General features: G+C 74.1%; 23 protein-coding genes. 5 read left to right on the forward strand and 18 right to left on the reverse strand.

Features of this window, described 5'->3' with window-relative positions:
* Positions 1–119: 119 nt before the first annotated feature.
* Entirely contained in the window at positions 120–1,220 is a 1,101-nt protein-coding gene (locus tag OG618_RS15880) for a protein kinase (RefSeq protein ID WP_329488073.1), read from the reverse strand.
* Positions 1,221–1,331: 111 nt separating this feature from the next.
* Here OG618_RS15880 and OG618_RS15885 point away from each other — a divergent pair, with 111 nt between their 5' ends.
* Complete coding sequence (locus OG618_RS15885; RefSeq protein WP_329488075.1) at positions 1,332–1,880, forward strand: SHOCT domain-containing protein; 549 nt, start codon at positions 1,332–1,334, stop codon at positions 1,878–1,880.
* 45 nt (positions 1,881–1,925) lie between these two features.
* Here OG618_RS15885 and OG618_RS15890 read toward each other — a convergent pair whose 3' ends face one another.
* Entirely contained in the window at positions 1,926–3,863 is a 1,938-nt protein-coding gene (locus tag OG618_RS15890) for a serine/threonine-protein kinase (RefSeq protein WP_329488077.1), read from the reverse strand.
* Between the two features lie 252 nt (positions 3,864–4,115).
* Between OG618_RS15890 and OG618_RS15895 the strand changes: the two genes are divergently transcribed.
* On the forward strand, positions 4,116–4,703 hold the full coding sequence (locus OG618_RS15895) for a hypothetical protein (protein ID WP_329488078.1): 588 nt from the start codon (positions 4,116–4,118) through the stop codon (positions 4,701–4,703).
* A gap of 58 nt (positions 4,704–4,761) precedes the next feature.
* Here OG618_RS15895 and OG618_RS15900 read toward each other — a convergent pair whose 3' ends face one another.
* From OG618_RS15900 to OG618_RS15915, 4 genes are all read right to left on the reverse strand, one after another.
* Complete coding sequence (locus OG618_RS15900; protein ID WP_329488079.1) at positions 4,762–5,889, reverse strand: GuaB3 family IMP dehydrogenase-related protein; 1,128 nt, start codon at positions 5,887–5,889, stop codon at positions 4,762–4,764.
* A 575-nt stretch (positions 5,890–6,464) separates the two neighbouring features.
* Entirely contained in the window at positions 6,465–7,967 is a 1,503-nt protein-coding gene (gene guaB, locus OG618_RS15905) for an IMP dehydrogenase (RefSeq protein WP_329488081.1), read from the reverse strand.
* 260 nt (positions 7,968–8,227) lie between these two features.
* A complete protein-coding gene (gene shbA, locus OG618_RS15910; protein WP_329492134.1) occupies positions 8,228–8,812 on the reverse strand; it encodes an RNA polymerase sigma factor ShbA in 585 nt (194 codons plus the stop codon).
* Between the two features lie 500 nt (positions 8,813–9,312).
* Positions 9,313–9,924 (reverse strand): response regulator transcription factor, encoded by a 612-nt coding sequence (locus tag OG618_RS15915; RefSeq protein ID WP_014136228.1) that lies wholly within the window; start codon positions 9,922–9,924, stop codon positions 9,313–9,315.
* A gap of 559 nt (positions 9,925–10,483) precedes the next feature.
* Here OG618_RS15915 and OG618_RS15920 point away from each other — a divergent pair.
* Positions 10,484–10,810, forward strand: coding sequence for a WhiB family transcriptional regulator (locus OG618_RS15920; RefSeq protein ID WP_329488083.1), 327 nt, complete (start codon positions 10,484–10,486; stop codon positions 10,808–10,810).
* Between the two features lie 79 nt (positions 10,811–10,889).
* Here the strand turns inward: OG618_RS15920 and OG618_RS15925 are convergent, their stop codons facing one another.
* The 3 genes from OG618_RS15925 to groES all read right to left on the reverse strand — a co-directional run bounded on the left by OG618_RS15925 (position 10,890) and on the right by groES (position 14,108).
* Positions 10,890–11,909 carry a LysR family transcriptional regulator gene (locus OG618_RS15925; RefSeq protein ID WP_329488085.1) on the reverse strand — a complete coding sequence of 340 codons (1,020 nt, stop codon included), beginning with the start codon at positions 11,907–11,909 and terminating at the stop codon, positions 10,890–10,892.
* A gap of 132 nt (positions 11,910–12,041) precedes the next feature.
* Positions 12,042–13,670, reverse strand: coding sequence for a chaperonin GroEL (gene groL / locus OG618_RS15930; RefSeq protein ID WP_329488086.1), 1,629 nt, complete (start codon positions 13,668–13,670; stop codon positions 12,042–12,044).
* A 132-nt stretch (positions 13,671–13,802) separates the two neighbouring features.
* Entirely contained in the window at positions 13,803–14,108 is a 306-nt protein-coding gene (gene groES, locus OG618_RS15935; RefSeq protein WP_014136232.1) for a co-chaperone GroES, read from the reverse strand.
* Positions 14,109–14,477: 369 nt separating this feature from the next.
* On the opposite strand from groES, the gene OG618_RS15940 reads away from it, so the two are divergent.
* Positions 14,478–15,653, forward strand: a complete 1,176-nt coding sequence (locus OG618_RS15940; protein WP_329488087.1) for a class I SAM-dependent methyltransferase — start codon at positions 14,478–14,480, stop codon at positions 15,651–15,653.
* A 12-nt stretch (positions 15,654–15,665) separates the two neighbouring features.
* Here the strand turns inward: OG618_RS15940 and OG618_RS15945 are convergent, their stop codons facing one another.
* From OG618_RS15945 to tsaB, 5 genes are all read right to left on the reverse strand, one after another.
* The gene (locus OG618_RS15945; protein ID WP_329488088.1) at positions 15,666–16,604 is read right to left on the reverse strand and encodes a polysaccharide deacetylase family protein; all 939 of its coding nucleotides are present in this window, start codon (positions 16,602–16,604) and stop codon (positions 15,666–15,668) included.
* Between the two features lie 60 nt (positions 16,605–16,664).
* The gene (locus OG618_RS15950; RefSeq protein ID WP_329488089.1) at positions 16,665–17,018 is read right to left on the reverse strand and encodes a hypothetical protein; all 354 of its coding nucleotides are present in this window, start codon (positions 17,016–17,018) and stop codon (positions 16,665–16,667) included.
* Entirely contained in the window at positions 17,015–18,103 is a 1,089-nt protein-coding gene (tsaD, locus tag OG618_RS15955) for a tRNA (adenosine(37)-N6)-threonylcarbamoyltransferase complex transferase subunit TsaD (RefSeq protein WP_329488090.1), read from the reverse strand. Before tsaD ends, OG618_RS15950 begins: the two co-directional genes overlap by 4 nt.
* A complete protein-coding gene (rimI, locus tag OG618_RS15960; protein WP_329492135.1) occupies positions 18,096–18,575 on the reverse strand; it encodes a ribosomal protein S18-alanine N-acetyltransferase in 480 nt (159 codons plus the stop codon). Before rimI ends, tsaD begins: the two co-directional genes overlap by 8 nt.
* Positions 18,576–18,652: 77 nt before the next feature.
* Positions 18,653–19,309: a tRNA (adenosine(37)-N6)-threonylcarbamoyltransferase complex dimerization subunit type 1 TsaB gene (tsaB, locus tag OG618_RS15965; protein ID WP_329488092.1), complete on the reverse strand. Its 657-nt coding sequence runs from the start codon at positions 19,307–19,309 to the stop codon at positions 18,653–18,655.
* Between the two features lie 174 nt (positions 19,310–19,483).
* Here tsaB and OG618_RS15970 point away from each other — a divergent pair, with 174 nt between their 5' ends.
* Positions 19,484–20,056 (forward strand): hypothetical protein, encoded by a 573-nt coding sequence (locus OG618_RS15970; protein WP_329492136.1) that lies wholly within the window; start codon positions 19,484–19,486, stop codon positions 20,054–20,056.
* Positions 20,057–20,146: 90 nt separating this feature from the next.
* Here OG618_RS15970 and OG618_RS15975 read toward each other — a convergent pair whose 3' ends face one another.
* From OG618_RS15975 to alr, 4 genes are all read right to left on the reverse strand, one after another.
* Complete coding sequence (locus tag OG618_RS15975; protein ID WP_329488094.1) at positions 20,147–20,344, reverse strand: hypothetical protein; 198 nt, start codon at positions 20,342–20,344, stop codon at positions 20,147–20,149.
* A gap of 171 nt (positions 20,345–20,515) precedes the next feature.
* Positions 20,516–21,013: a tRNA (adenosine(37)-N6)-threonylcarbamoyltransferase complex ATPase subunit type 1 TsaE gene (tsaE, locus tag OG618_RS15980; protein WP_329488095.1), complete on the reverse strand. Its 498-nt coding sequence runs from the start codon at positions 21,011–21,013 to the stop codon at positions 20,516–20,518.
* A gap of 104 nt (positions 21,014–21,117) precedes the next feature.
* Positions 21,118–22,602: an alpha/beta fold hydrolase gene (locus tag OG618_RS15985; protein WP_329488096.1), complete on the reverse strand. Its 1,485-nt coding sequence runs from the start codon at positions 22,600–22,602 to the stop codon at positions 21,118–21,120.
* Positions 22,599–23,855 (reverse strand): alanine racemase, encoded by a 1,257-nt coding sequence (gene alr, locus OG618_RS15990; RefSeq protein ID WP_329488098.1) that lies wholly within the window; start codon positions 23,853–23,855, stop codon positions 22,599–22,601. Before alr ends, OG618_RS15985 begins: the two co-directional genes overlap by 4 nt.
* Positions 23,856–24,412 lie beyond the last annotated feature (557 nt).

Genomic DNA, 24,412 nt, shown 5'->3' on the forward strand with positions numbered 1-24,412 from the left:
GGAGGGCCCGGTACAGACCACATTTCGAACAGCTCTCACGGCACACCCTAGGCGCACCGCCCGGCCCCCGGTAACCTCCCCCGGCCGCAGGAGGGACGGGGGCGGCCGGGCGGGCACCGTCAGCCTGCGAACATCACCACGGCGGCCACCCCGAGCACCAGCAGCAGGAACACCCCGCCGACCAGGACCGGGCCCAGCAGGGCGGGTGGCAGCAACGGCTTCCGGGCGGGTGGCGGACCGGCGTCGGGCGCCGCCTCCGGGCGCGGGGCGCCGCGGCCGCGCCGGCGCGGGTTCAGCGGTACCAGCGGTCCCTCCGGCCGGAGTTCGAGCGCCCGGGCCGCGCGCTCCTCGTCGACCGGCTCCGGGGCACCCGCCAGCAGGTCCGCCAGCTCCCGCCGGATCCCCTCCGCCCCCGGCCGCAGCGCCGGATCGGGCTGCAGCAGCCGCTCGACCAGTGGCGCCAGCGGCCCGCAGACCGTCGACGGCTCCCGCCGGCCGTCGCGCACCGCGGTCACCAACTCGGGCACCCCCTGGTCGGGGTACGGCGAGCGGCCCGTCACCAGCCGGTGCAGCAGCACGCCGAGCGCCCAGCAGTCCCCGGCCGGGCCGCCGTCCAGCGGCCAGCGCTCCGCCACCGCACCGACCAGGGTGGCCCGGACCTCGTAGCGGCGGCGGCCGCCGGGCCCGCCCAGCTCCTCCGCCAGCGCCTCCTCCGCCACCCCCGGGAGCAGCCCGCCCAGCAGGGCCGCACCGTCCTCGCAGACCAGGACGGACTCGGCGGTCAGGTTGCCGTGCGTGAGCCCGGCCTCGTGCAGCGCCCGCAGCGCGCCGGCCAGGTCCGCCGCCAACTCGGCCGCCCGGTACGGCGCGACCGGTCCGGCGGCGGCCAGGTCGGCCAGCAGCACCCCGGCCGGCCACTCCTCGACCGTCCGGAGCAGGTCACCCTCGACGAACGCGCCGACGCCCTGCAGCAGCCTCGGGTGCACGGGCGCGGCCGAACCGACCTCGGCCACCCGGCGGACCAGCCGCTCGCTCTGCTCGGGCATCGGGCCGTCCGGATCGTCCGGGTCGTGACCGCTCGTCAGCAGCGCGGGAAGCTCCAGCGCGCGCAGCAGGACGGTGGCTCCCGTCCGCTCGTCCACCGCGAGTGCCCGCAGCGCCTCCGGACGGTCCGTCAGTCGGTAACGCCCCGCCAGTACCTGACCCGGACCCGCTCGCATGGGTGTTCCTCTCGCTCACCGCCCAGCCTAGGCCCTGACCGGCCGAACCTCGCCGGGTGCGCGGCGACCGGCCCAACGGGGCCGCGTCGACGACCGCATTACGCTCGTTCCATGGACTGGACCGATCTGATCGACGCGGCCTTCGACGTGGCCGGCAACAGCAACCGTGACAATCGGGCCGAGGCCCTGCGCACCGTCGAGGCGAACGTCGTGCCCGACGAGAAGCCGGTCGCCTCCACGGCCGGGCGCCACCCCGACCACTTCCGCAAGGGCGTACTGGTCCTCACCACCCAGCGGCTGCTCTTCCTGAAGGACGGCAAGCCGCCCGTCCCGGTTCCGCTCTCCGCGGTGACGGACGCGACCGTCAACCGGAGCAGGCTCAACGGCGAGGTGCTGCTGGTGGTCGCGCTCACCGGCTCGCACCGCTTCGAGGACGTGGTCAAGGCCGAGGTGTTCGCCGAGCAGATCCGGGCCACCGCCCGGCTGGTCCGCGAGGCCGCGGCGAAGGCCCCGGCCGCACCCGCCGGCACCCCGGCCGTCGCGCCGGCCGCCTCCGGCACCGAGCTGCTGGACCAGTTGGAGCGGCTGGCCGCCCTGCACACCGCGGGGGCGCTCACCGACGAGGAGTTCAGCCGCGCCAAGCAGCGCCTGATCGGCTGACCACCGCCGGCCGGGCCCGGCCTCGGGCCCGGCCGGCGGAGCCGCCTACGGTGCGGGCTGGAAGGTGTCGAAGGCGACCTGACGGGCCTGCACGCTCGCCGGCGTGCCCCAGTCCGCGTCCGGGGTGATCCAGTAGATCGAGTACCCGTACTTGGCCGGAGTGCCGGTCACGAAGCCCCGGTTGAGCGAGTGCATCCTGGGCGTGCCGTTGGTCCACTCCCAGTCGGCGGAGTTGGCCCAGTCCCGGTAGGTGATGGCCTGCAGCTGCACCCGCTGGTAGTTGCTGACCTGGGCGCGCAGCCCCGGCTCGGACTCCTGCCAGTCGGCGACCGCGCTCGGGCCCGGGGTGGTGGTCCACTCGATCTTCAGGGTGCTGCCGTTGCCCTTGAAGACCCGGCGGATGGACTCCGAGCCGGCGGGCTGCAGCCAGTCCGGCAGGACGATCGAGAAGCCGGTCGGGTCCTTGTACTCGTGGTACCCGGCGGGTACCGCCGCGCCGGGAGCCGCCGGGGCGGGCGGCACGGCGGCGGGCTGGGTCGCGGGCGCGGCGGCCGGAGTGGTCTCGGCCGGAGCCGCCCCGCTCCCCGCCGGGGTCGTCGCGGCCGGTGCCCCCGGCGCCGGCGTACCCGGCGCGGCGCTGCCGGGCCCCGCGGTGGCGGCCGCCGGAGTGTCGGGTGCAGAGGAACCGGTCACGGCGGCCGGGGAGGTGGCGCCCGCGCCGTTGGCCGCGCCACCGTCGGCGTCGCCGAAGGCCCGGACCATCGCCACCGCCCCGGCGATCAGCAGCAGCACCACCACGACGGTCACCACGGCGAGCCGCCGCCGGCCCTTGCGCGGATCGGCGCCGGCCGCCTGGGTCGCCCCGAGGGTCCACTCGCTGGTCACCGGCCGGATCGGCTCCGCCGCGGGCGCGGCGGCGGCCCCGGCGGCGGGCTTCGCGGTGCCCTCGGCGGGCTCGGCGTCCTTGGCCCGGCTGCCCACCCGGACGGTGCCGAGCAGCCCGCCGATCGTGCGCCGGGGGGTCTCCCCGCCCGTCGGCTTCGCCGTGGCGCCGCCCTCGGAGTCGCCTCCCCCGGCTTCGTCGGCCGCGGGCTCCCCGGCGGCCGCCTTCACCGGCATCGCGTGCTCGGTGGTCGACTCCGCCCGGGTGGTCGCGTCGGCCACCACCCGCTTGAGCAGCGAGCGGGTCTGCGAGGCGTCCAGCCGCTCGGCCGGGTCCTTCGCCAGCAGCCCCTCGATGACCGGCCGCAGCGGCCCGGCGTTGAACGGCGTGCCGAGCTCCTCCGTCATCACCGCCGTCAGGGTGGCGAGCGCCGAACCCCGGTCGTACGGCGGCCGGCCCTCGACCATCGCGTACAGCGTGCCGCCCAGCGACCAGAGGTCGGCCGGCGGCCCGGGCTTCTGCCCGCGGGCCCGCTCCGGGGATATGTACGAGGGCGCGCCGACCAGCATGCCGGTCGAGGTCACCGAGGCGTCGCCCTCCACGCTGGCGATGCCGAAGTCGGTGAGCACCACCCGGCCGTCCTCGCCGATCAGCACGTTGGACGGCTTCACGTCACGGTGCAGGATGCCGTGCGCGTGCGCGGCGACGAGCACCCCCAGCACGTCCAGCGCGATCTCGGCGGCCCGGCCGGGCGACAGCGGCCCGTCCTCCTTGATCACGTCCGCCAGCGAGCGGGACTCCACCAGCTCCATGACGATCCACGGCCGGTCGTCCTCCTCGACGACGTCGAAGACGGTGACGGCCGAGCTGTGCCGGATCCGGGCGGTGGCCTTGGCCTCGCGCAGTGTCCGGACGATCAGCCGGTGCTTCTCGTCCTCGTCGACGCTGCCGTTCATCCGCAGTTCCTTGACCGCGACGATCCGGCCCAGCATCTCGTCCTCGGCACGCCACACGGTGCCCATGCCGCCGCGCCCGAGCACCGCGTCCAGCCGGTAGCGTCCGGCCAGGAGGCGGCCGGTGGAGCCCTGCGCCTGGGTCATTCGGAACGTTCCCCCATGTGCTGCTGGCGGTCGAGGTGACGGCGCGTCGGCCCGGCGCGGGCCCGAACGCCAAGCCTCCATCATCCCCTGTCCCGAGGGCCCGCGACCACCCGGCCCCCGGCCAGCCTGGTGACGGACCGGAACGGCCCCGGCGCTCCGTGCCCGATCTGTGATCGAAAACTCTGTCCGGCCGCCCCCGGGCGCTGCTAGCGTTCGGCAGCTCACCGTCTTTCCCGGGGGGATTCGACGCCCATGACCGCACCCGCACCGGGCACTGACGGCCGGTCGGACCGGCCGCGTACGGCCACGCACTACTCCGTCGCACCGGAACCGGAGACCCCCGAGGGCTATGTCGCCCCGGGCATGCCCGGGGCCCCGGTGGCCGGTTACCACCCCGCCCCCGCGCCCGAGCCCGCCCCGCAGGGCCGGCGGCGCCGGGGCCGCCGGGGCGGCCGCACCACCGTCGCGATCGCCCTCGCCGTCGCCGCGATGCTGGCCGGCGCGCTGGCCTACGGTCTCGCCCCGGCGCGGGCGGCGAGCACCGTCGGCTGGCTGGCCATCGCCCCGGCCGCCGCCGTCGCCCTGCCGCTCGGCCGGCTCGGCGGCCGCGGCCACGCCCTGCCCCCGCTGGGCGCGCTGCTCGCCGCCGGCGCGCTCTTCCTCGGCCAGCTGATCGGCGAGGCCCGCCGGCTGCCCGGGCCGACCGGTGCGTACGACGCGCTGCTCCGGGACGCCCTCGCCCACTGGCGCGCCGACCGCCACCCGCTGGACGCCGTCTTCTACGGCATCGCGCTGATCGGCGGCTTCCTGCTCACCCGCCGCGCGGCCGCCCGGGACTGAACGCGGGAGGCCCCCGCCGGAACGCGTCCGGCGGGGGCCTCCCGCACAGCGGGGCGGCTCAGCGGTGGTTGAGCGCCGGGTTGACCGTCACCTCGACCCGCTGGAACTCCTTGAGCTCCGTGTAGCCGGTGGTGGCCATCGCGCGGCGCAGCGCGCCGAACAGGTTCATGGTGCCGTCGGGGGTGTGCGACGGACCGGTGAGGATCTCCTCGGTGGTGCCGACGGTGCCGAGGTTGACCCGCTTGCCGCGCGGCAGCTCCTCGTGGACGGCCTCCATGCCCCAGTGGAAGCCCTTGCCCGGGGCGTCCGTGGCGCGGGCCAGTGCCGCGCCGATCATCACCGCGTCGGCGCCGCAGGCGACGGCCTTGGGGATGTCGCCGCTGTAGCCGACCCCACCGTCCGCGATCACGTGCACGTAGCGGCCGCCGGACTCGTCCATGTAGTCGCGGCGGGCGGCCGCGACGTCGGCGACGGCGGTGGCCATCGGCACCTGGATGCCGAGGACGCCACGGGTGGTGTGGGCGGCGCCGCCGCCGAAGCCGACCAGCACGCCGGCCGCACCGGTGCGCATCAGGTGCAGCGCGGCCGTGTAGGTGGCGCAGCCGCCGACGATGACCGGGACGTCCAGCTCGTAGATGAACTGCTTGAGGTTCAGCGGCTCGGCGCCGCTGGAGACGTGCTCCGCGGAGACGGTGGTGCCCCGGATGACGAAGACGTCGACACCGGCGTCCACGACGGCCTTCGAGAACTCGGCGGTGCGCTGCGGGGAGAGCGCGGCGGCGGTGACCACGCCGGAGTCGCGGACCTCCTGGATCCGCTGCTTGATCAGGTCGGCCTGGATCGGCGCGGCGTAGATCTCCTGCAGGCGGCGGGTGGCGGCGGCCTCGTCGGTGAACGTGGCGATCTCGTCCAGCAGCGGCTGCGGGTCCTCGTAGCGGGTCCAGAGGCCTTCCAGGTTGAGCACGCCCAGACCGCCGAGGCGGCCGATCGCGATGGCCTGCTGCGGGGAGACCACGCTGTCCATCGGGGCGGCCAGGAACGGCAGGTCGAAGCGGTAGGCATCGATCTGCCAGGCGATCGAGACCTCCTTCGGGTCCCGGGTGCGGCGGCTGGGGACGACGGCGATGTCGTCGAATGCGTACGCCCGGCGGCCGCGCTTGCCTCGCCCGATCTCGATCTCAGTCACTTCGTTCGAGCCCTTCTGGTTTGTTGCTCATACCCGCCGGGTCACCCCGGCCGCCCCCAGTATCCCGCACACCGTGCTAGTCGCGCGCTCGCCTCCGGGGCGCTCGACCCGGCGCCGACACTCGTCGCTCCAACGCCCCCCGCATCTTCGCCCGCTCGCCTCCGGGGCGCTCGACCCAAGCGCCGACACTCGTCACTCCAACGCCCCCCGCATCTTCGCCCGCTCGCCTCCGGGGCGCTCGACCCGGCGCCGACACTCGTCACTCCAACGCCCTCGTACCTCGGTCGTCCTCGCTCCTCCCTTCTGCACCGGCGCGCCCCTTCGGCTCGGGCCGGGCCGGGTCGTCCTCGCTCCTCCCTTTCGGCACCGGCGCGCCCCTTCGACTCGGGGCGGGCCGGGTCGTCCTCGCTTCTCCCTTTCGGCACCGGCGCGCCCCTTCGACTCGGGGCGGGTCGGGTCGGCCGGGGCTCGGGCAGGCAGCAGCGGGGCGCGCCCCTACGGCACCGGTCCGCACCCCGGACAAGCGCGAGGGACCCACCGCCGGGTGGCGGTGGGTCCCTCGGTGTCGGGCGGTGTCAGCGGCTGGTGTAGTTCGGTGCCTCGACGGTCATCTGGATGTCGTGCGGGTGGCTCTCCTTGAGACCCGCCGAGGTGATCCGGACGAACCGGCCCTTGCTCTCCATCTCGGCGATGGTGGCCGCACCGACGTAGCCCATGGTCTGGCGCAGGCCGCCGACCAGCTGGTGCAGCACCGCGGACAGCGGCCCGCGGTAGGGCACCTGGCCCTCGATGCCCTCGGGGACGAGCTTGTCGTCCGAGGCCACCTCGGCCTGGAAGTAGCGGTCCTTGGAGTACGAGCGGCCCTGGCCGCGGGACTGCATGGCGCCCAGCGAACCCATGCCGCGGTAGGACTTGAACTGCTTGCCGTTGATGAACAGCAGCTCGCCCGGGGACTCCTCGCAGCCGGCCAGCAGCGAGCCCAGCATCACGGTGTCGGCACCGGCGGCGAGCGCCTTGCCGATGTCGCCGGAGTACTGCAGGCCGCCGTCACCGATCACCGGCACGCCGGCCGCCTGGCACGCGACCGCGGCCTCGTAGATGGCGGTGACCTGCGGGACGCCGATGCCGGCGACCACGCGGGTGGTGCAGATGGAGCCGGGGCCGACGCCGACCTTGACGCCGTCCACGCCGGCGTCGATCAGCGCCTGGGCGCCGTCACGGGTGGCGACGTTGCCGCCGACCACGTCGATGCCGACGGCGGCCTTGATCTTGGCGATCCAGGCCAGCGCGTTGTGGCTGTGGCCGTGCGAGGTGTCCACGACCAGGAAGTCCGCGCCGGCCTCGACCAGGGCCTGGGCCCGGTCGAACGCCTCGGCGCTGGCGCCGACGGCGGCACCGACCAGCAGCCGGCCCTCGGCGTCCTTGGCGGCGTTCGGGTACTTCTCGGCCTTGACGAAGTCCTTGACGGTGATCAGGCCCTTGATCCGGCCCTCGTCGTCGACCAGCGGGAGCTTCTCGATCTTGTGCCGGCGCAGCAGCCCGATCGCGTCCTCACCGGAGATGCCGACCTTGCCGGTGATCAGCGGCATCGGGGTCATGATCTCGCGGACCTGGCGGGTGCGGTCCGACTCGAAGGCCATGTCACGGTTGGTGACGATGCCGAGGAGCCGACCCGACTCGTCCGCGATCGGCACGCCGCTGATCCGGAACTTGGCGCAGAGCGCGTCCGCCTCGGCCAGGGTGGTCTCCGGGCCGACCGTGATCGGGTCGGTGACCATGCCGGACTCGGAGCGCTTCACCAGGTCGACCTGGTTGGCCTGGTCCTCGACCGAGAGGTTGCGGTGCAGGACGCCGACGCCGCCCTGCCGGGCCATCGCGATCGCCATCCGCGCCTCGGTGACCTTGTCCATCGCCGCGGACAGCAGCGGGATGTTGACGCGCACGTTCCGGGAGACCCGCGAGGAGGTGTCGACCTGGTTCGGCAGCACCTCGGAGGCCCCGGGCAGCAGCAGCACGTCGTCGTACGTGAGCCCGAGCATCGCGAACTTCTCGGGTACGCCTGCGGCGTTGTAGGACATTTGGGGGTACCTTCCGTGGCCGGCCTAATCCGCTCGCGCCCTGAGGGTGGGGGCGCACTCCATCGCTCACTCGCTCAGGCCGCCGAAAGCTCGGTGCCATTGGAGGAACCTCCAGGGAAACCCCGCTCGCACCCACGGAACTTTGGCGACCCGCCCAGGCGCCGATACCCCATGGTACTGGCACCGCGAATGTGTCCTCGTGTGCCCTTGACAACACCGACCGCCCATGGGCCATTCCGGCCCCCCACCAGGGCGGACGATCAGGAGGACTCCTCCGCGAGCGCCCGCAGCCGGCTGAGCGCCCGGTGCTGGGCGACCCGGACCGCGCCCGGCGACATCCCGAGCATCTCGCCGGTCTCCTCCGCCGACAGCCCGGCGGCCACCCGCAGCAGCACCAGCTCACGCTGACGGGCCGGCAGGTTGGAGAGCAGCTCCTTGGCCCAGGCCGCGTCGCTGCTGAGCAGCGCCCGCTCCTCGGGGCCGAGCGCCTCGTCCGGCACCTCCGGCAGGTCGTCCTGCGGGACGACCGTCGAGCCGGGGCCGCGCATCGCGGCCCGCTGCAGATCGGCGATCTTGTGCGCGGCGATGCCGTAGACGAAGGCCTCGAACGGGCGGCCCTGGTCCCGGTAGCGCGGCAGGGCGCAGAGCACCGCGACGCAGACCTCCTGGGCGACGTCGTCCACGTGGTGCCGGGCCCCGCCCGGCAGCCGGACCAGCCGGCCGCGGCAGTAGCGCAGTGCCAGCGGGTGGACGTAGGCGAGCAGCGCGTCGATCGCCGGGCCCTCGCCCCGGACGGCGGCCGCGACCAGCTCGCCGACCAACGGGGAGCTGCCGGTGCCGAGCACCGGGGGGCGGCCGGGGCCGATGTCGTCGGGACCGTGTTCGGGGCCCTGGCCGGAGCCGTGGTCCGGCTCGCCGCCACCGAGATCCGCGTACGACGGACCGCGGCCCGGACCGGAGGGCTCGGCCTCCACCGGGTCAGCCTCGCCGGGAGTACCGGCAACGTCGTCACGCATCGGTCCATGGTGCCTGGTCGAACGGGAAAACGCGGCACCGCGTCCGGAGTTGTGCACCGGAACGTTATGCGGTGCGACGCCGGGCACCGCGCCGTCGCGCACCACCGGCCCCTCCTGCACCGTGCCACCTCCCGCCCCGCTGCCGTCGGTGGTCCCGTCCGTCGCGCCGTCCGCCGAATGCGCTGCGGCTCCGTGGTTCGCCGCAGTGCCTGTCCGCTGGTCCCCGAGGTGCTCCACACCTCCATGGTGCAACCTCGGGACCGTAACGTCACACGCCCCTGCGGGGGGAACCGCGACGAGCGCGCCGCAGCCGGCGGAGCCGGCGGTGGTCAGCGGACCAGGCCCCACCGGAAGCCCAGGGCCACCGCGTGCGCGCGGTCCGAGGCGCCGAGCTTCTTGAACAGCCGTCGGGCGTGGGTCTTCACGGTGTCCTCGGAGAGGAAGAGCTCGCGGCCGATCTCGGCGTTGCTGCGGCCGTGGCTCATGCCCTCCAGCACCTGGATCTCACGCGCCGTCAGCGTCGGCGCGGCGCCCATGTCGGGGCTGCGCAGCCGGCGCGGGGCGAGCCGCCAGGTCGGGTCGGCGAGGGCCTGGGTGACGGTCGCCCGCAGCTCGGCGCGCGAGGCGTCCTTGTGCAGGTACCCGCGGGCACCGGCGGCCACCGCGAGGGCGACGCCGTCGAGGTCCTCGGCGACGGTGAGCATGATGATCCGCGCGCCCGGGTCGGCGGACAGCAGCCGCCGGACCGTCTCGACCCCGCCGAGGCCGGGCATCCGGACGTCCATCAGAACGAGATCGGAGCGGTCGGCCACCCAGCGGCGGAGGACCTCCTCCCCGTTCGTCGCGGTGGTGACCCGGTCGACGCCGGGTACGGTCGCGACCGCGCGGCGAAGCGCCTCGCGGGCGAGCGGGGAATCGTCGCAAACGAGAACGGAAGTCATGACCGTCGTCCTCCGCAGCTGATCCGCGTCACGTTGAGCCTCCTGGCTGGTACGAATCTCTCCGACACGGCCGATTGGCGACGGACTCCGTGCCGATCGCCTGAACTTCCCCGCGATCGTTCCCGACGTCCGGCGCCCGCTAACCGCCTCCGCACTTCCAACGACCGTCACTCGAATGAGTTACGGCTTTCAGGGCCATCTCCACCACTGTACGTGGCCAACCCGTTACCGATCAGCTACCTCGCGGTGCACACGCCGCTCTTTTGTGCAGCTCGCGCGCGGTGGGCGCACCACCCGCACACCGGTACGGATCGTCGCGCGCCCGTCGGCCACCCGATTGCCACGTCTGCGCCCGCCGAACTCCATGCCCACTTTGCCCGTTTTTATAGCTTTTGTATGGTCATTGACTGTTGTGCCACTCTGTGGGTGACTTGTCCATGGAGTTGCCGTAAGTCATATTTCCAGGTGTCCACACCAGCGCATCGATGCCTCGCCGTGCCGTGCAGCCCCGCCCGCCGATGGCCGGTCCGCGGCCGCGAGCCTCTGAAGGGAATGAGCCATGGCAGATTTCTCCCGCCTCCCCGGCCCCAACGCCGATCTCTGGGACTGGCAGCTCTCCGCGGCCTGCCGCGGCGTGGACAGCTCGCTCTTCTTCCACCCCGAAGGGGAACGCGGCGCCGCGCGGAGTTCGCGTGAGGCGAGCGCCAAGGAGGTCTGCATGCGCTGCCCGGTACGCACCGAATGCGCGGCGCACGCACTGGCCGTCCGCGAGCCGTACGGCGTCTGGGGAGGCCTGACCGAGGATGAGCGCGAGGAGATGATGGGCCGCTCGCGCAACCGCCTCGTGGAAGTACCGCTGGTCGCGCCGACGGGGCTGCCGCGCTAGGCACGCACCCGCTCCGCGCCATGAAGAAACGTTTCTTCATGGCGCTTCGAGCCGCCGGTGCGCCCGGGCGAACGCCCGGTCAGCGCCCGGCCGCCGCGCCCGCCAGCCGCTCCAGCATCAGCGCCACCGCCGGCACCTCGGCGAGGTCCGGCAGGGTCAGGGCGACCACCTGCCGCACCGCCGGCGCCCCCGAGGCGGTCCGCACCGGCACCGCCGACACGCCGTCGGGGCGCACCGACTCCAGCGCCAGCCCCGGCAGCACCGCCACCCCGAGCCCGGCCGCCACCAGGCCGACCACCGCCGGGTAGTCGTCGGTCGCGAAGTCGATCCGGGGCTCGAAGCCCGCCCCCGCGCAGAGTTCCACCAGGTGCCCCCGGCACTGCGGGCAGCCCGCGATCCACTGCTCCCCCGCCAGTTCGGCGAGTTCCACCGGCTCGCGCCCGTCGCCGCGCCCCGACAGCGGGTGCGCGGCGGGCAGCAGGCCGACCATCGGGTCGTCGAGCAGCGGGGTGACCACCAGGTCGGACCAGTCGGTGGTGGCGCTGAGCTGCTGGGCCTCCAGATTGGCCTCGGCCCGCGCCTCGCGCGGCGTGCCGTGCCCGGGGGCGGACGCCGGAAGGGGCGTCGGCGCGCCGCCGGGGGCCTGCGGATACCTGAAGGCCAGCGCGATCTCGCACTCGCCGCCGCGCAGCATCGCCAGCGACTCCGGCGGTTCGGCCTCGACCAGCGACACGCGCACCCCCGGATGGCTGTCCCGCAGCCGGGCGACGGCCGGCGGCACCAGGGTGGAACTCGCGGTGGGGAAGGAGACCAGCCGCACCCGTCCGGCCCGCAGTCCGGCGATCGCCGCGACCTCCTCCTCGGCGGCGGAGAGCCCGGCCAGGATGCCGGTGGCATGCTTGAGGAGCACCCGCCCGGCCTCGCTCAGCTGCATGCCGCGCCCCGAACGGACCACCAGCGGGGTGTCGACGGACTTCTCCAGGGCCTTCATCTGCTGGCTGATGGCGGGCTGCGTACAGCCCAGCTCACGGGCGGCGGCGGAGAAGGAGCCGGTGCGGGCGACGGCACGCAGAACGCGCAGGTGGCGGGCCTCGATCATGCCTCAGTTATAAGGCAATCTTTGCTTTATGCAAAATTCAACTGATAGTTGAAGAGTCAAACGCCCCACACGCCGCAGGCCCGGCCCGTACCCCGAGGGGCGCGGACCGGGCCTGCGGTCACTGATCAGGCGTCAGTGGGAGTGGCCGTGGCCGCCGTGCGAGTGGCCGTTGTCGGCCTCCTCTTCCTTCTTCTCCACCACGAGGGTCTCGGTGGTGAGCAGCAGGGAGGCGATCGACGCGGCGTTCTCCAGCGCGGAGCGGGTGACCTTGACCGGGTCGATGACGCCGGCCTTCAGCAGGTCGCCGTACTCACCGGTGGCGGCGTTGAAGCCGTGACCGGCCTCCAGCTCGGCGACCTTGTGGGTGATGACGTAGCCCTCGAGGCCGGCGTTCTGGGCGATCCAGCGCAGCGGCTCGGCGAGCGCCTTGCGGACGACCGCGACACCGGTCGCCTCGTCGCCCGACAGGCCCAGGCCGCCCTCCAGCACCTTGGCGGCGTGGACGAGGGAGGCGCCACCGCCGGCGACGATGCCCTCCTCGACCGCGGCACGGGTCGCCGAGATGGCGTCCTCCAGGCGGTGCTTGCGCTCCTTCAGCTCCACCTCGGTGGCGGCGCCGACCTTGATGACGCAGACGCCGCCGGCCAGCTTGGCCAGGCGCTCCTGCAGCTTCTCGCGGTCCCAGTCGGAGTCCGTGTTGGCGATCTCGCCCTTGATCTGGGCGACGCGGCCGGCGACGGCCTCGCTGTCACCGGCGCCGTCGACGACGGTGGTCTCGTCCTTGGTGATGGTCACGCGGCGGGCGGTGCCCAGCACGTCCAGACCGGCCTGGTCGAGCTTGAGGCCGACCTCCTCGGAGATGACGGTGGCACCGGTCAGGGTGGCCAGGTCGCCCAGGATCGCCTTGCGGCGGTCACCGAAGCCCGGGGCCTTGACGGCGACCGCGTTGAAGGTGCCGCGGATCTTGTTCACCACGAGGGTGGACAGCGCCTCGCCGTCGACGTCCTCGGCGATGATCAGCAGCGGCTTCGAGGCACCGCCCTGCAGGATCTTCTCCAGCAGCGGGAGCAGCTCCTGGATGGAGGAGATCTTGCCCTGGTTGATCAGGATGTACGGGTCCTCCAGGACCGCCTCCTGCCGCTCCGCGTCGGTGACGAAGTACGGCGACAGGTAACCCTTGTCGAACTGCATGCCCTCGGTGAAGTCCAGCTCCACGCCGAAGGTGTTGGACTCCTCGACGGTGATGACACCGTCCTTGCCGACCTTGTCGATCGCCTCGGCGATGAGCTCGCCGACCTGGGTGTCCTGCGCGGAGAGGGACGCGACGGCGGCGACGTCGTCCTTGCCCTCGATCTCGCGGGCGATGGACAGCAGGTGCTCGGAGACCGCGGCGACGGCCTTGTCGATGCCCTTCTTCAGGGCGGCCGGGCCGGCGCCCGCGGCGACGTTGCGCAGACCCTCGTTGACCAGGGCCTGGGCCAGCACGGTGGCGGTGGTGGTGCCGTCGCCCGCGACGTCGTTGGTCTTGGTGGCGACCTCCTTGACGAGCTGCGCGCCAAGGTTCTCGTACGGGTCGTCGAGCTCGACCTCACGGGCGATGGTGACACCGTCATTGGTGATGGTCGGCGCACCGAACTTCTTGTCGATGACGACGTTGCGGCCCTTGGGGCCGATGGTCACCTTGACGGTGTCGGCCAGCTTGTTGACACCGCGCTCCAGCGAGCGGCGGGCGTCCTCGTCGAACTGCAGGATCTTCGCCATGTTCCCTATTCCCTCGGGGCTGCGACCGGCACGCCGGCCACCGGACTACGTGAACCAACAACCACGCCCCGGGCCCCTGTCACTGGGACACGGATCCGGGGCGGGCTGGAACGTCTTACTTCTCGGTGCTGCTTACTTCTCGATGATGGCGAGAACGTCGCGCGCCGAGAGGACGAGGTACTCCTCGCCCTGGTACTTCACCTCGGTGCCGCCGTACTTCGAGTACAGGACGATGTCACCGACGGCGACGTCGAGCGGCAGACGCTGGCCGTCCTCGAAGCGGCCCGGGCCGACAGCCAGGACGACGCCCTCCTGGGGCTTCTCCTTGGCGGTGTCCGGGATAACCAGGCCGGAGGCCGTGGTGGTCTCGGCGTCGAGCGGCTGGACCACGATGCGGTCCTCGAGCGGCTTGATGGCAACCTTGCTGCTGGTGGTCACGTCCGAGCTCCCCTTCGGAGATTACGGGGTTGTCTAACGGGTAGTGGCGAACCTACGGGCCTGCCGTCGCGGGGGTCAGACACGCTTCTTCGCGTTAGCACTCTCCTGGTGGTGAGTGCCAAGGACGACCATAGGCCGCGGTTAGCACTCAGTCAACCAGAGTGCCAACGGCGCGCCCGAAACGGTTCTCGCGGGCGGCTGCCGGGCCGCACTCCCGTACGACGCCGCCGATGATCCGCACGCGTGTGCGTCCGATCAGGGCCCACTCCACCAGTGCGCGCGCCCCTCCGCCCCGGTCCGGTCCGTCCCGTCCGCCCCGGGCGGGCCGGCCCCGGGCGGCCCGGCGCGCCGACCGGGGAGAATGAGCGGGTGGAGACCGAGAACCTGCAGCCCCTGCTGACCCCCGAGGGGCAGTCCCTGCTCGCCGAGCTGCGCGAGTTCGCGCCCGAGGAGGAGCTGGCGCTGGCGACCAGGCTGCGCCGGGAGCACTCGGCGGAGCTGGTCTCGGCAGCGTTCGGGCAGGCCCGGCTGCGGCAGCGGGCGCGGGCGAAGTTCGGCGCGGACGCCGACCTGATGTACTTCACGCCCAACGGCGTCGAGCAGTCCACCCGGCGCAGCGTCGCCGAGTGGCGGGCACGGCGCTTCGCCGAGCTGGGCGTGCGGCGGCTGGCCGACCTCTGCTGCGGGATCGGCGGCGACGTCCTCGCGCTGGCCCGGGCCGGGATCGAGGTGCTCGCCGTGGACCGGGACCCGGCGGCCTGCGCGGCCACCGCCGCCAACGCCGCCGCACTGGGCCTGGCGGACCTGGTCGAGGTGCGCTGCGCGGACGTCGCCGACGTCGACGTCACCGGCTACGACGCGGTCTTCACCGACCCGGCCCGCCGCACCTCGCGCGGCCGGGTGTTCGACCCCGAGGCGTACGCCCCGCCGCTGTCCTGGGCGATCGAGGCCGGCCGGCGCACCCCGATCGGCGCGCTCAAGGTGGCCCCCGGCATCCCGCACACGGCCGTGCCGGGCGACGCGGAGGCCGAGTGGGTCTCCGACCACGGCGACGTCAAGGAGGCGGTGCTCTGGTTCGGCACCGGGGCCGACCGCCCGCACCGCGCCACCCTGCTGCCGCACGGCGGCTCGCTGACCGGCGGCGACCTGCCCGACCCGCCGGCCGGACCGGTAGGCCGCTACCTCTACGAGCCGGACGGCGCGGTGATCCGGGCCCACCTGGTCGCCGAGGTGGCCGAGCGGGTGCACGGCCGGCTGATCGACCCGAAGATCGCCTACCTCACCTCGGACCGGCTGGTCGCCACCCCGTACGCGCACGCCTTCGAGCTGACCGACGTGCTGCCGTTCCACATCAAGAAGCTGAAGGCGCTGCTGCGCGAGCGGGCCGTCGGCACCGTGGTGATCAAGAAGCGGGGGATGGCGATCACCCCGGAGGAGCTGCGCCGCCAGCTGAAGCCGAGCGGGCCGAACAGCGTCACCGTGATCCTCTGCCGCACCGACCAGGGCCCGCTGATGATGCTCGGCCGGCCGGTGGCGCTCCCGTAGGCGGACTCCCGGTCAGCCGGCGGGCGGCCGGATGTAGTCCTCCAGCCGGGCCACCGCGAATCCCTGCTCCTGGATGCGGGCCAGCAGCTCCCCGAACATCTGCGTCATCGTCTCGCCCTTGAGGTCCTTGGGCCCCCGGAAGTGGGCGAGGACGATGTCGCCGGGCCGCAGCTTCTTGTCCGCCGCCTGGTACTGCATGTCGTGGATCTGCATCGACTCGCGCCAGAGCACGATCGCGCGCGGCCCGCACTGCTGCACCGAGGTGTTCAGCGCCGGAGTGTTGGCGCCGTCCCCGTACGGCGGGCGGAACAGCAGCGGCGCGGTGCCGTACTGCTGGGTCAGCGCGGACTGGGCGTCGCAGATCTCGGACTTCTGCTTCTCCGGCGCGACCTTGCTCATCTGGGCGTGGTCGACGGTGTGGTTGTGGATGTGGTTGCCGAGCGCCTGGAGCGGCTTGAAGTAGCCGTAGTCGTCCTTGACGATGTCCCGGGTCAGGAACATCGAGACCGGCACCTTGAGGTCGGTCAGCATCTCGACGAATTTCGGGTCCTTCTCGGCGCCGTCGTCGATGGTCACGAAGACGACCTTGTCGGTGGTCTTCACCTCACTGAACACCGGTACGGGGCCGGTCCGTTCGAGCTTGACCGGCTTGTCGGCCGGCGCCGGCGGGGCGGGCGGCAGCGGCTTGAGGTTCCACTTCGCCCAGGCCGCCGCGTCCCCGGCGGCGGGCACCGCGGCGGGCGTCGCCGTGGGAGTCGGACTCGCCGCGGCGGACGGCCGCTGCCCGGCCGCCGGCGTCGTCGCGGCGGTCGCCGCGGGCCCGGCGCCCGTGCCGCCGCTGCCACAGCCGGTGGCGGCGGCCAGCAGCGCCAGCGCCCCCACCGCGTACGTCCTCGTCCTGCCCCGCCCGTACCGCTCCACCGCGCCGCGCTCCCAGCTACCGTCCAGCATGCTCTCAGCTATGCACGGTAGTGGCCGGCCGTTCGGTTCCCGGACAGGCCCGGCAGCTCGCTACTCCGGGTCCGGCCCGGACGCCGGGTTCGCGCAGGTCTCCGGGCCCGCCCCGGTCTCCGGGTGCTCGCTGGACTCCGGGTGCTCGCTGGACTCCAGGTGCTCGCTGGCGAAGGACCAGCGGTGCACCGGGCGGCCGATCAGTGCGGCGGGCGGCTCGGGGACGGGCACCGGCTCCGCCGTCCACCAGGTGATCAGCAGCACCCGGTCGCCCGGCGCACCGAACAGCTCGGCGCGGACCAGACCGGCCGAGCCGCGCAGCGCGGGCAGCGCGACCTCGCGGACCCAGGCCGACAGCTCGGCCCCGCGGCCGTCGGCGGCCCGCGCCTCCCACATCGCGGCGGTGGTGGTCACCGACCGCCGCCCAGCGCCTGGTACGCCTGGCCGTGCACGTCCGTGTGCGGGACGTGCACCTCGGTGACGGGCAGCGAGGAGTCGGCCGACAGGTCGAAGGACGAGGGCGCGCGGTCGCGCCAGACCATCTCGGACCCCAGCGCGGCGACCATCGCCCCGTTGTCGGTGCACAGGCCCGGACGCGGCACCCGCAGCCGGATGCCCGCCTTGTCGCAGCGCTGCTGGGCCATCTCGCGCAGCCGGGAGTTGGCCGCCACGCCACCGCCGATCATCAGGTGGTCGACGCCGTTCTCCTTGCAGGCCTTGACCGCCTTGCGGGTCAGCACATCGGTCACCGCCTCCTGGAACGAGGCCGCGACGTCCGCGATCGGCACCTCCTCGCCGGCCCGGCGCTTGGCCTCCACCCAGCGGGCGACGGCGGTCTTCAGGCCGGAGAACGAGAAGTCGTACGCCGGGTCCTTCGGGCCGCTCAGGCCCCGGGGGAAGGCGATCGCCTTGGGGTCGCCCTCACGGGCGGTGCGGTCGACCACCGGACCGCCGGGGAAGCCGAGGCCGAGCACCCGGGCGACCTTGTCGAAGGCCTCGCCGGCCGCGTCGTCGATGGTCGCGCCGAGCGGGCGGACGTCACGGGTGATGTCCTCGCTGAGCAGCAGCGAGGAGTGCCCGCCGGAGACCAGCAGGGCCATCGTCGGCGAGGGCAGGCGGCCGTGCTCCAGCTGGTCCACGCAGATGTGCGAGGCCAGGTGGTTGACCCCGTAGAGCGGCTTGTCCAGCGCCCAGGCGTAGGCCTTGGCGGCGCTCACGCCGACGAGCAGCGCACCCGCCAGGCCGGGGCCCGCGGTGACGGCGATGCCGTCGAGGTCGCTCGCCTTGATGCCGGCGGTGTCCAGGGCGCGCTGGATGGTCGGGACCATCGCCTCCAGGTGCGCGCGGCTGGCGATCTCGGGCACCACACCGCCGAACCGGGCGTGGTCGTTGACGCTGGAGGCCACCGCGTCGGCGAGCAGGGTGGTGCCGCGCACGATGCCGACGCCGGTCTCGTCGCAGGAGGTCTCGATACCGAGGACGAGCGGTTCGTCAGCCATGGCGGTCTTCCTTCAGGTCCTTCGGGTCAGTACTGGGGTGGTCGAGGCGCATCACCAGCGCGTCGATGCCGGCCGGCTGGTAGTAGTTGCGCCGGATGCCGACGGGTTCGAAGCCGAAGCGCTCGTAGAGCCGCTGGGCGCGCGGGTTGTCCACCCGCACCTCCAGCAGCAGTTCCGCGCAGTCGCGCCGGGCGGCCTCCCGGATCAGGTCGGTGAGCAGCAGCGCGCCGAGGCCGGTGCCCTGGTGCCGCGTGTCGACGGCGATGGTCTGCACATCGCCCTCGCCGGCCACCGCCATCAGCCCGGCGTAGCCGACGATCGCGCCGTCCGGGGTGGTGGCCACGGTGTAGTGGCGGGTGCCGCCGCGATGGGCCTCGGCCAGCTCGGACCAGTACATCCCGGTCGACCAGGCGTCCTCGGGGAAGAGCGCCAGCTCCAGCTCCATCACCGGCGCGATGTCCCACCAGCGCATCGGGCGCAGCGTGGTGCCGTGGCCCGGTCCGTCGGGGCCGTGCGCGCCGTTCGGGCCGTGCGCGCCGTTCGGGCCGGTCACGCCGGGAGCACCGCCTTGTAGCCGGCGGGCACCTGGGCGTCCGGGCGGCGCAGGTACAGCGGCACGTTGGGCAGCAGCTCGCGCCCGGCGGCCAGCTCGGCGGCGGCGAAGTCGGCCAGCGCGCCGGCCGAGACGTGCTCGGGCCCGTGCGCGCCGGGGAAGGCCTCCGGGTACAGCAGCGCACCGGCGCCGACGGCCCGCGGCCGCGGCGTCAGCTCGGCCGGGCGGTCCACGGCGGGGCCCTCGGCGCGACGGCCGTCCGCGTCGTACGAGGCCCAGTAGACCTCCTTGCGGCGCGCGTCGGTGGCCACCGTGAACGGCTGCCCGGCGAGGCCCTCGGCGCGCGCCCGGTGGGCGATCGCGTCCAGGGTGCAGACGCCGTGCACCGGGACGCCCAGGGCGTGGCCGAGCGCGGCGGCGGTCACCAGGCCGACCCGCAGGCCCGTGTAGGGGCCGGGGCCGACGCCCACCGCGATGCCGGTCAGCCGGTGCTTGTCGACACCGGCCTCCCGCAGCACCCGGTCGATGGCGGGGAGGAGCAGTTCACCGTGGCGCCTGGCGTCGACCTGGTCGGTCTCGGCGAGGACGGCCGTGCCGTCGTGGACGGCGGCGGTGACGGCGGGGGTAGCGGTGTCGAACGCGAGCAGCAGCACGGGTCAAGGTTAGACCGGTCGGAGCCGTGGACCGCCTCCGGTCCTGGTCCGCCCGATCGACAAGGTGTCCTGGTTCGGAACACACGTCCTACGGGGTGCGGGCGGGAACGAGCGGACCTGGCACGATGGGGCCGACGGGTTTTGGGACGGCGGTGGGAGCGACACGTGGCGAAGATGGGTCCTGGAGTGGTGGTCACGGGGCTGACCCTGGGGGCCCTGGCGGTGGTGAGCCTGCTGGCCTTCCAGGCCAACGGCGCACAGGACCGCGCAGGCGCCACCGGGCCGACCGCGAGCACCACCGCCTCGTCCGGCGGACCGTCCGCGTCGGCCACCCCGACCGCCTCGGCCACCCCGACCGTCCCCGCGCTCCCGACCACCTCGGGGGCCGGTCTGCGGGTCGTCTACTCGGCCGGCAGCCACTACGTCTGGCTGGTCGACCCCAAGAAGAACCCGCAGGTGGTGGCCTCCTTCGCGGTCACCCCGGGATCGGTGGAGCCGACCCCCGGCAGCTACCCGGTGTACAGCCGGGCCGCCACCAGCACGGGCACGGACGGACGGCAGATCGAGCACGTGGTGCGCTTCGCCCAGCAGAACGGCGTGGTGTTCGGCTTCAGCGCGGCCGTGGACGGCGCCACCCCCGCCGCCGACCCGAAGACCAAGACCGGCGGGATCCGCAGCGGTCGGGCGGAGGGGCAGCTGCTCTGGGACTTCGCGCCGAGCGGCACCAAGGTCGTCGTGATCGCCTGAGGACGCGCGACCCGCAGGCCGGGGCGGGGGGCGGGCCCGAGGCGGTATCCGGCTCGGGTGCGGCCCCCGGTTCGGGGCGGGTGCCGAGTGTCAGGCCGCGCGGGGCGTGTCGGCCACCGGTTCGGCCCGTGCCGCGCTCTCCCGGCGCTCCGGCGGAGTGGAGACCGCCTCCGCGGCCGCACACGCGGCCAGCAGGGCCCGCATCGGCGCGCCCTGGACGCTGCGGGCGGGCTCTCCGGCCCCGGTACCGCGCGGCGCGCGCTCCGGGGCGGGGGTGGTGCTCGACATGGCGCCTCCCTAGTTAGGCAGACCTAACCGCGACACCCATCCCATCACGCCCGGCACCCCGCCCGCAACACTTTGCCGACAGCCTGTCGGCAACCGTCGGTATCGGCCCGTGCCCGCGGGTATTCACTTGTGTCGGCCGACGTCCGTCCGGGCCCGCCAGCGCTCGTCGGCTCAGGCCAGCGCGGCCAGCTCCACCCCGGTCCAGCGCGACCCGATCCCGTTCAGCAGCACCCGGCGCGGGTCCAGATCGTCGTCGTCCGCCTCGGCGCCGATGGCGCGCTCGATCCGGACCTCCAGCCGGCTCTCGGCGAGCCGTTCGACCTTGCCCTCGCCCCACTCGACCACGACCACCGACTCCGGCAGCGAGACGTCCAGGTCGAGGTCCTCCATCTCGTCCAGGTCCCCGCCCAGCCGGTACGCGTCCACGTGCACCAGCGCCGGGCCGCCGACCAGCGACGGGTGCACCCGGGCGATCACGAAGGTCGGCGAGGTGACCGCCCCGCGCACCCGGAGGCCCTCCCCCAGGCCCCGGGTGAGCGTGGTCTTCCCGGCCCCCAGCTCCCCCGAGAGCAGCACCAGGTCCCCCGGCCGCAGCAGCGCGGCCAGCTCCCGGCCGAGTCGGCCCATCCGCTCGGGAGTGGCGACGGTGAGAGTGGCGTGCGAGCCCATGCGCGATTCAAGCCCTTCGATCCGTACTGCGGCGCACCGACCGCCGGGCGCCTCCGCTACGGTGCCACATCCCCGGCCGGGCGTGCGCCGGTGGCCCTGGGCCGCTACGGCGTCTCGCCCACCGAGGAGGGCAGCGGCGCCGCGCCGCGGTAGTCGACCGCCTGTTTGAGCAGCGCGACCAGCCGCTGGTCGACGAGGTCCGGGCGCTCCAGCATCACCAGGTGCCCGGCGTCCTCCACCAGGAGCAGCTCGGCACCGGGCAGCTGCTCGGCCATCGCCTCGCTGTGCGCGGGCGGGGTCAGCAGGTCCTTGGTGCCGGCGAGCACCAGGGTGGGGATGCCCCGCAGGGCCGCCAGCGCGGCGGTCTTCTCGTGCGCGCCGAACACCGGGTAGAACTCGGCCACCACGTCGATCGGCGTGGCGTCGAGCAACTGTTCGGCGAACCGCACCACGCCCGGGTCGACGTCCTTCCCCCCGAAGGAGAACTTCCGGTAGAAGACGGCGCTGACGTCCGCGCCGAGCCGCCGGGTCGCCTCCACCAGCTCGACCTGGCGGCCGAGCAGCTTCATCACGCCGGGTGCGACCTTCTTGAACAGCTTGGCGCCGACCGCCGGCAGACCGAGCGTCACGGCCTCCCAGTCCCCCGCCAGCGTGCCGATCAGCGCGACCCCGGCGACCCGGTCCCGGAACAGCTCCGGCTCCTGGTCGGCGAGCGCCATCACCGTCATCCCACCCATCGAGTGGCCGACCAGGACCAGCGGGCCGGTCGGCGCGACGGCGTCGATCACCGCCTTGAGGTCCCCGCCCAGCTGGTCGATGCTCGCGAGTTCACCGGCCAGGAACGAGCGGGAGCGCTCGGACCGGCCGTGGCTGCGCTGGTCCCAGAAGACCAGGCGCATGCCCTCGCGCAGCGCGGCCCGCTGGAAGTGCCAGCTGTCCTGGTTGAGGCAGTAGCCGTGGCAGAACACCACGGTCAGCGGTTCGCGCCGCCCGACGGCGGCGGGGCCGAGGCCCGAGCGCCGGCCGGCCCGCACCAGCGCGCCGGAGCCGCCCAGCAGACCGGGCAGCCCGCTCCGGTCGACCGGTCCGTCGCCGGTGCCGGTAGCGGTAGCGGTGCCGGGGCCAGAGCCGGTAGCGGTGCCGGGGCCGTCCGTCCGGCGGCGGACGAACCAGCCGCGGCGGGCGGCGGCACTGGTACCGGGGGCTGGGCCTGGGCGTGGGGCTGCGACGACCTCGTCGTCCGGGTGTTCTTCCGGGTGCTCTTCCGCGTCCTCCTCGGGCCGGACGCTGACGGGCTCGGGCCAGCCGGTGCCGTCCAGCTCGACGTACAGCTCGGTGCCGTCGGCGGCGGTCACCGTGCACGGGCGCCCGCGGAGCGAGCCGTACGGGGCGTTGGCGTCCAGCTCCGCGCGGGCCCGGCGGCGGGTGGCCCGGCCGACGGTCAGCCGCTCGATCGCCACACCGGCGGCCGCGCCGGCCGCGACCACGCCGACCGAGATCCCGATCAGACCGGCCCGGCTCACCCCGGAGGCCGCACCGGCCGCCTTGGCCACCGCCGCGACCGGACCGGAGCCGGCCTCCTCGCTCATACGCTCGCGCCCTCGGTCGCCGCGCCCGCCGTCGGCACGCCCTCCGCGGCAGGGGCGTCGGCCGTCGGGGCCTCGGCGGTCGCGCCCAGGTAGCGGCGCGGCACCCGGGCGCCGATCCGGGTCACGATCTCGTAGGAGATGGTGCCGCAGGCCCGGCCCCAGTCCTCGGCGGTGGGCTCGCCCTGCTCGCCGTTGCCGAACAGCAGCACCTCGTCGCCGACCGCGGGGGTGTCGCCGCCGAGGTCGACGACGAACTGGTCCATCGCCACCCGACCGGCCACCGTGCGCCACTTGCCCGCGATCTGCACCGGGCCGGTGCCGCTGGCGTGCCGGGGGATGCCGTCGCTGTAGCCCACCGGCACCAGACCCAGGGTGGTCGGGCCGGGCGTGGTGTAGTGGTGGCCGTAACTGACGCCGTGCCCGCCGGGCACGTGCTTGACCAGGGCCAGCCGGGCGGTCAGCGCCATCACCGGGCGCAGCCCGAAGTCGGCCGGCGAGCCGACCTCCGGGACGGGCGAGAGCCCGTACATCGCCAGGCCGGTACGGACCAGGTCGTAGTGCGACTGCGGGAGCAGCAGGGTGGCCGGGGAGTTGGCGAGGTGCCGCACCGCGGGGCGCAGCCCGGCCGCCTCCGCGTAGGCGAGCGCCTCGCGGAACGCGTCCAGCTGGGCCTGGATGGACGGGTGGCCGGGCTCGTCCGCCGCCGCGAAGTGCGACCAGACGCCGACCACCGTGAGCAGCCCCTCGGCCTCGGCGCGGCGCGCCGCGCCGACCAGCTCCGGCCAGTCGTGCGGCTGGCAGCCGTTGCGGCCGAGGCCGGTGTCGGCCTTCAGATGCACCCGGGCCGGGACACCGGTCGCGCGGACGGCGGCGAGCAGCTCGTCCAGCGCCCACTGGGCGCTGACGGAGACGTCGATGTCGGCGAGCAGCGCCTCGCGCCAGGGGCCGTCCGGCGTCCAGAGCCAGCAGAGGATGCGGGCCTGGTCGGGGCGGATCCCGGCGGCGCGCAGAGCCAGCGCCTCCTGCGGGAGGGCGGTGCCGAGCCAGCCGATGCCTGCGGCGACCGCCTCGCGGGCACAGCGGACCGCGCCGTGGCCGTAGGCGTCCGCCTTGACCGTGGCCATCACCGTGGCGGCGCCGACGCGCTCGCGCAACGCGGCGAGGTTGCCGCGCAGGGCGGCCAGATCGATGGTCGCCTCAGCCCGTACGCCGTCGGTGAGAGTGGCCGTGCCGGTCGTGTTCGCAGTTGTCATCAGGGTCAGTCTCCCAGACGTCTCATGGTCCTCGCCGAACGGCCCGTCGGCGCGGCGGCCCGGCCCCCACCCGCCGACCCGCCCCTACACCCCGCCACCTCGTCCCCGACGCCCCCGAAGCACCACCGGTTCCCGCCGGGGCCGGAGCACCGCGGCACCTGCGGCACCCGGGGAGCGGGCGCCGCCGGGGCGGCCGGGGCGGCCGGGGCTGGGCCAGGCGTGGGAGCAGGAAGTCGGCCCGGTCGACTTCCTGCTCCTGCTCTTTCTCCGCCCGGCCCCTCCGGGCTCCGCCGTGCTCCGACCGGACCCGCCGCCGGGGGCAGGAATAGGTAGACCGGTCTACCTTTCAGTCCTCGTCCCTCAATTCACCGCACAGGAAGTCGGCCCGGCCGACTTCCCACTCCCCCGGCGGTCGCCGCCCGCCCCGCGCTCGCTACCGAGCGCATCACCACGGGCAAATATGTAGACCGGTCTACCTTCCGAGGCCGGCCCCGCCCCCCGCACCAACACGCCGGAGTGGGAAGTCGACCTGTCCGACTTCCCACTCCGGCCTCCGC

Origin of the sequence: Kitasatospora sp. NBC_01246 (genome assembly GCF_036226505.1) — a bacterium.
Classification (GTDB): Bacteria; Actinomycetota; Actinomycetes; order Streptomycetales; family Streptomycetaceae; genus Kitasatospora.

Excerpts from the sequence above, each read along its gene's own strand:
- OG618_RS15880 (WP_329488073.1), bottom strand. The coding sequence starts at position 1,220 with ATGCGAGCGGGTCCGGGTCAGGTACTGGCGGGGCGTTACCGACTGACG.
- OG618_RS15885 (WP_329488075.1), top strand. The coding sequence starts at position 1,332 with ATGGACTGGACCGATCTGATCGACGCGGCCTTCGACGTGGCCGGCAAC.
- OG618_RS15890 (WP_329488077.1), bottom strand. The coding sequence starts at position 3,863 with ATGACCCAGGCGCAGGGCTCCACCGGCCGCCTCCTGGCCGGACGCTAC.
- OG618_RS15895 (WP_329488078.1), top strand. The coding sequence starts at position 4,116 with ATGACCGCACCCGCACCGGGCACTGACGGCCGGTCGGACCGGCCGCGT.
- guaB (WP_329488081.1), bottom strand. The coding sequence starts at position 7,967 with ATGTCCTACAACGCCGCAGGCGTACCCGAGAAGTTCGCGATGCTCGGG.
- OG618_RS15915 (WP_014136228.1), bottom strand. The coding sequence starts at position 9,924 with ATGACTTCCGTTCTCGTTTGCGACGATTCCCCGCTCGCCCGCGAGGCG.
- OG618_RS15920 (WP_329488083.1), top strand. The coding sequence starts at position 10,484 with ATGGCAGATTTCTCCCGCCTCCCCGGCCCCAACGCCGATCTCTGGGAC.
- OG618_RS15925 (WP_329488085.1), bottom strand. The coding sequence starts at position 11,909 with ATGATCGAGGCCCGCCACCTGCGCGTTCTGCGTGCCGTCGCCCGCACC.
- groL (WP_329488086.1), bottom strand. The coding sequence starts at position 13,670 with ATGGCGAAGATCCTGCAGTTCGACGAGGACGCCCGCCGCTCGCTGGAG.
- OG618_RS15945 (WP_329488088.1), bottom strand. The coding sequence starts at position 16,604 with ATGCTGGACGGTAGCTGGGAGCGCGGCGCGGTGGAGCGGTACGGGCGG.
- tsaD (WP_329488090.1), bottom strand. The coding sequence starts at position 18,103 with ATGGCTGACGAACCGCTCGTCCTCGGTATCGAGACCTCCTGCGACGAG.
- rimI (WP_329492135.1), bottom strand. The coding sequence starts at position 18,575 with ATGCGCTGGTGGGACATCGCGCCGGTGATGGAGCTGGAGCTGGCGCTC.
- OG618_RS15970 (WP_329492136.1), top strand. The coding sequence starts at position 19,484 with ATGGGTCCTGGAGTGGTGGTCACGGGGCTGACCCTGGGGGCCCTGGCG.
- OG618_RS15975 (WP_329488094.1), bottom strand. The coding sequence starts at position 20,344 with ATGTCGAGCACCACCCCCGCCCCGGAGCGCGCGCCGCGCGGTACCGGG.
- tsaE (WP_329488095.1), bottom strand. The coding sequence starts at position 21,013 with ATGGGCTCGCACGCCACTCTCACCGTCGCCACTCCCGAGCGGATGGGC.
- OG618_RS15985 (WP_329488096.1), bottom strand. The coding sequence starts at position 22,602 with ATGAGCGAGGAGGCCGGCTCCGGTCCGGTCGCGGCGGTGGCCAAGGCG.
- alr (WP_329488098.1), bottom strand. The coding sequence starts at position 23,855 with ATGACAACTGCGAACACGACCGGCACGGCCACTCTCACCGACGGCGTA.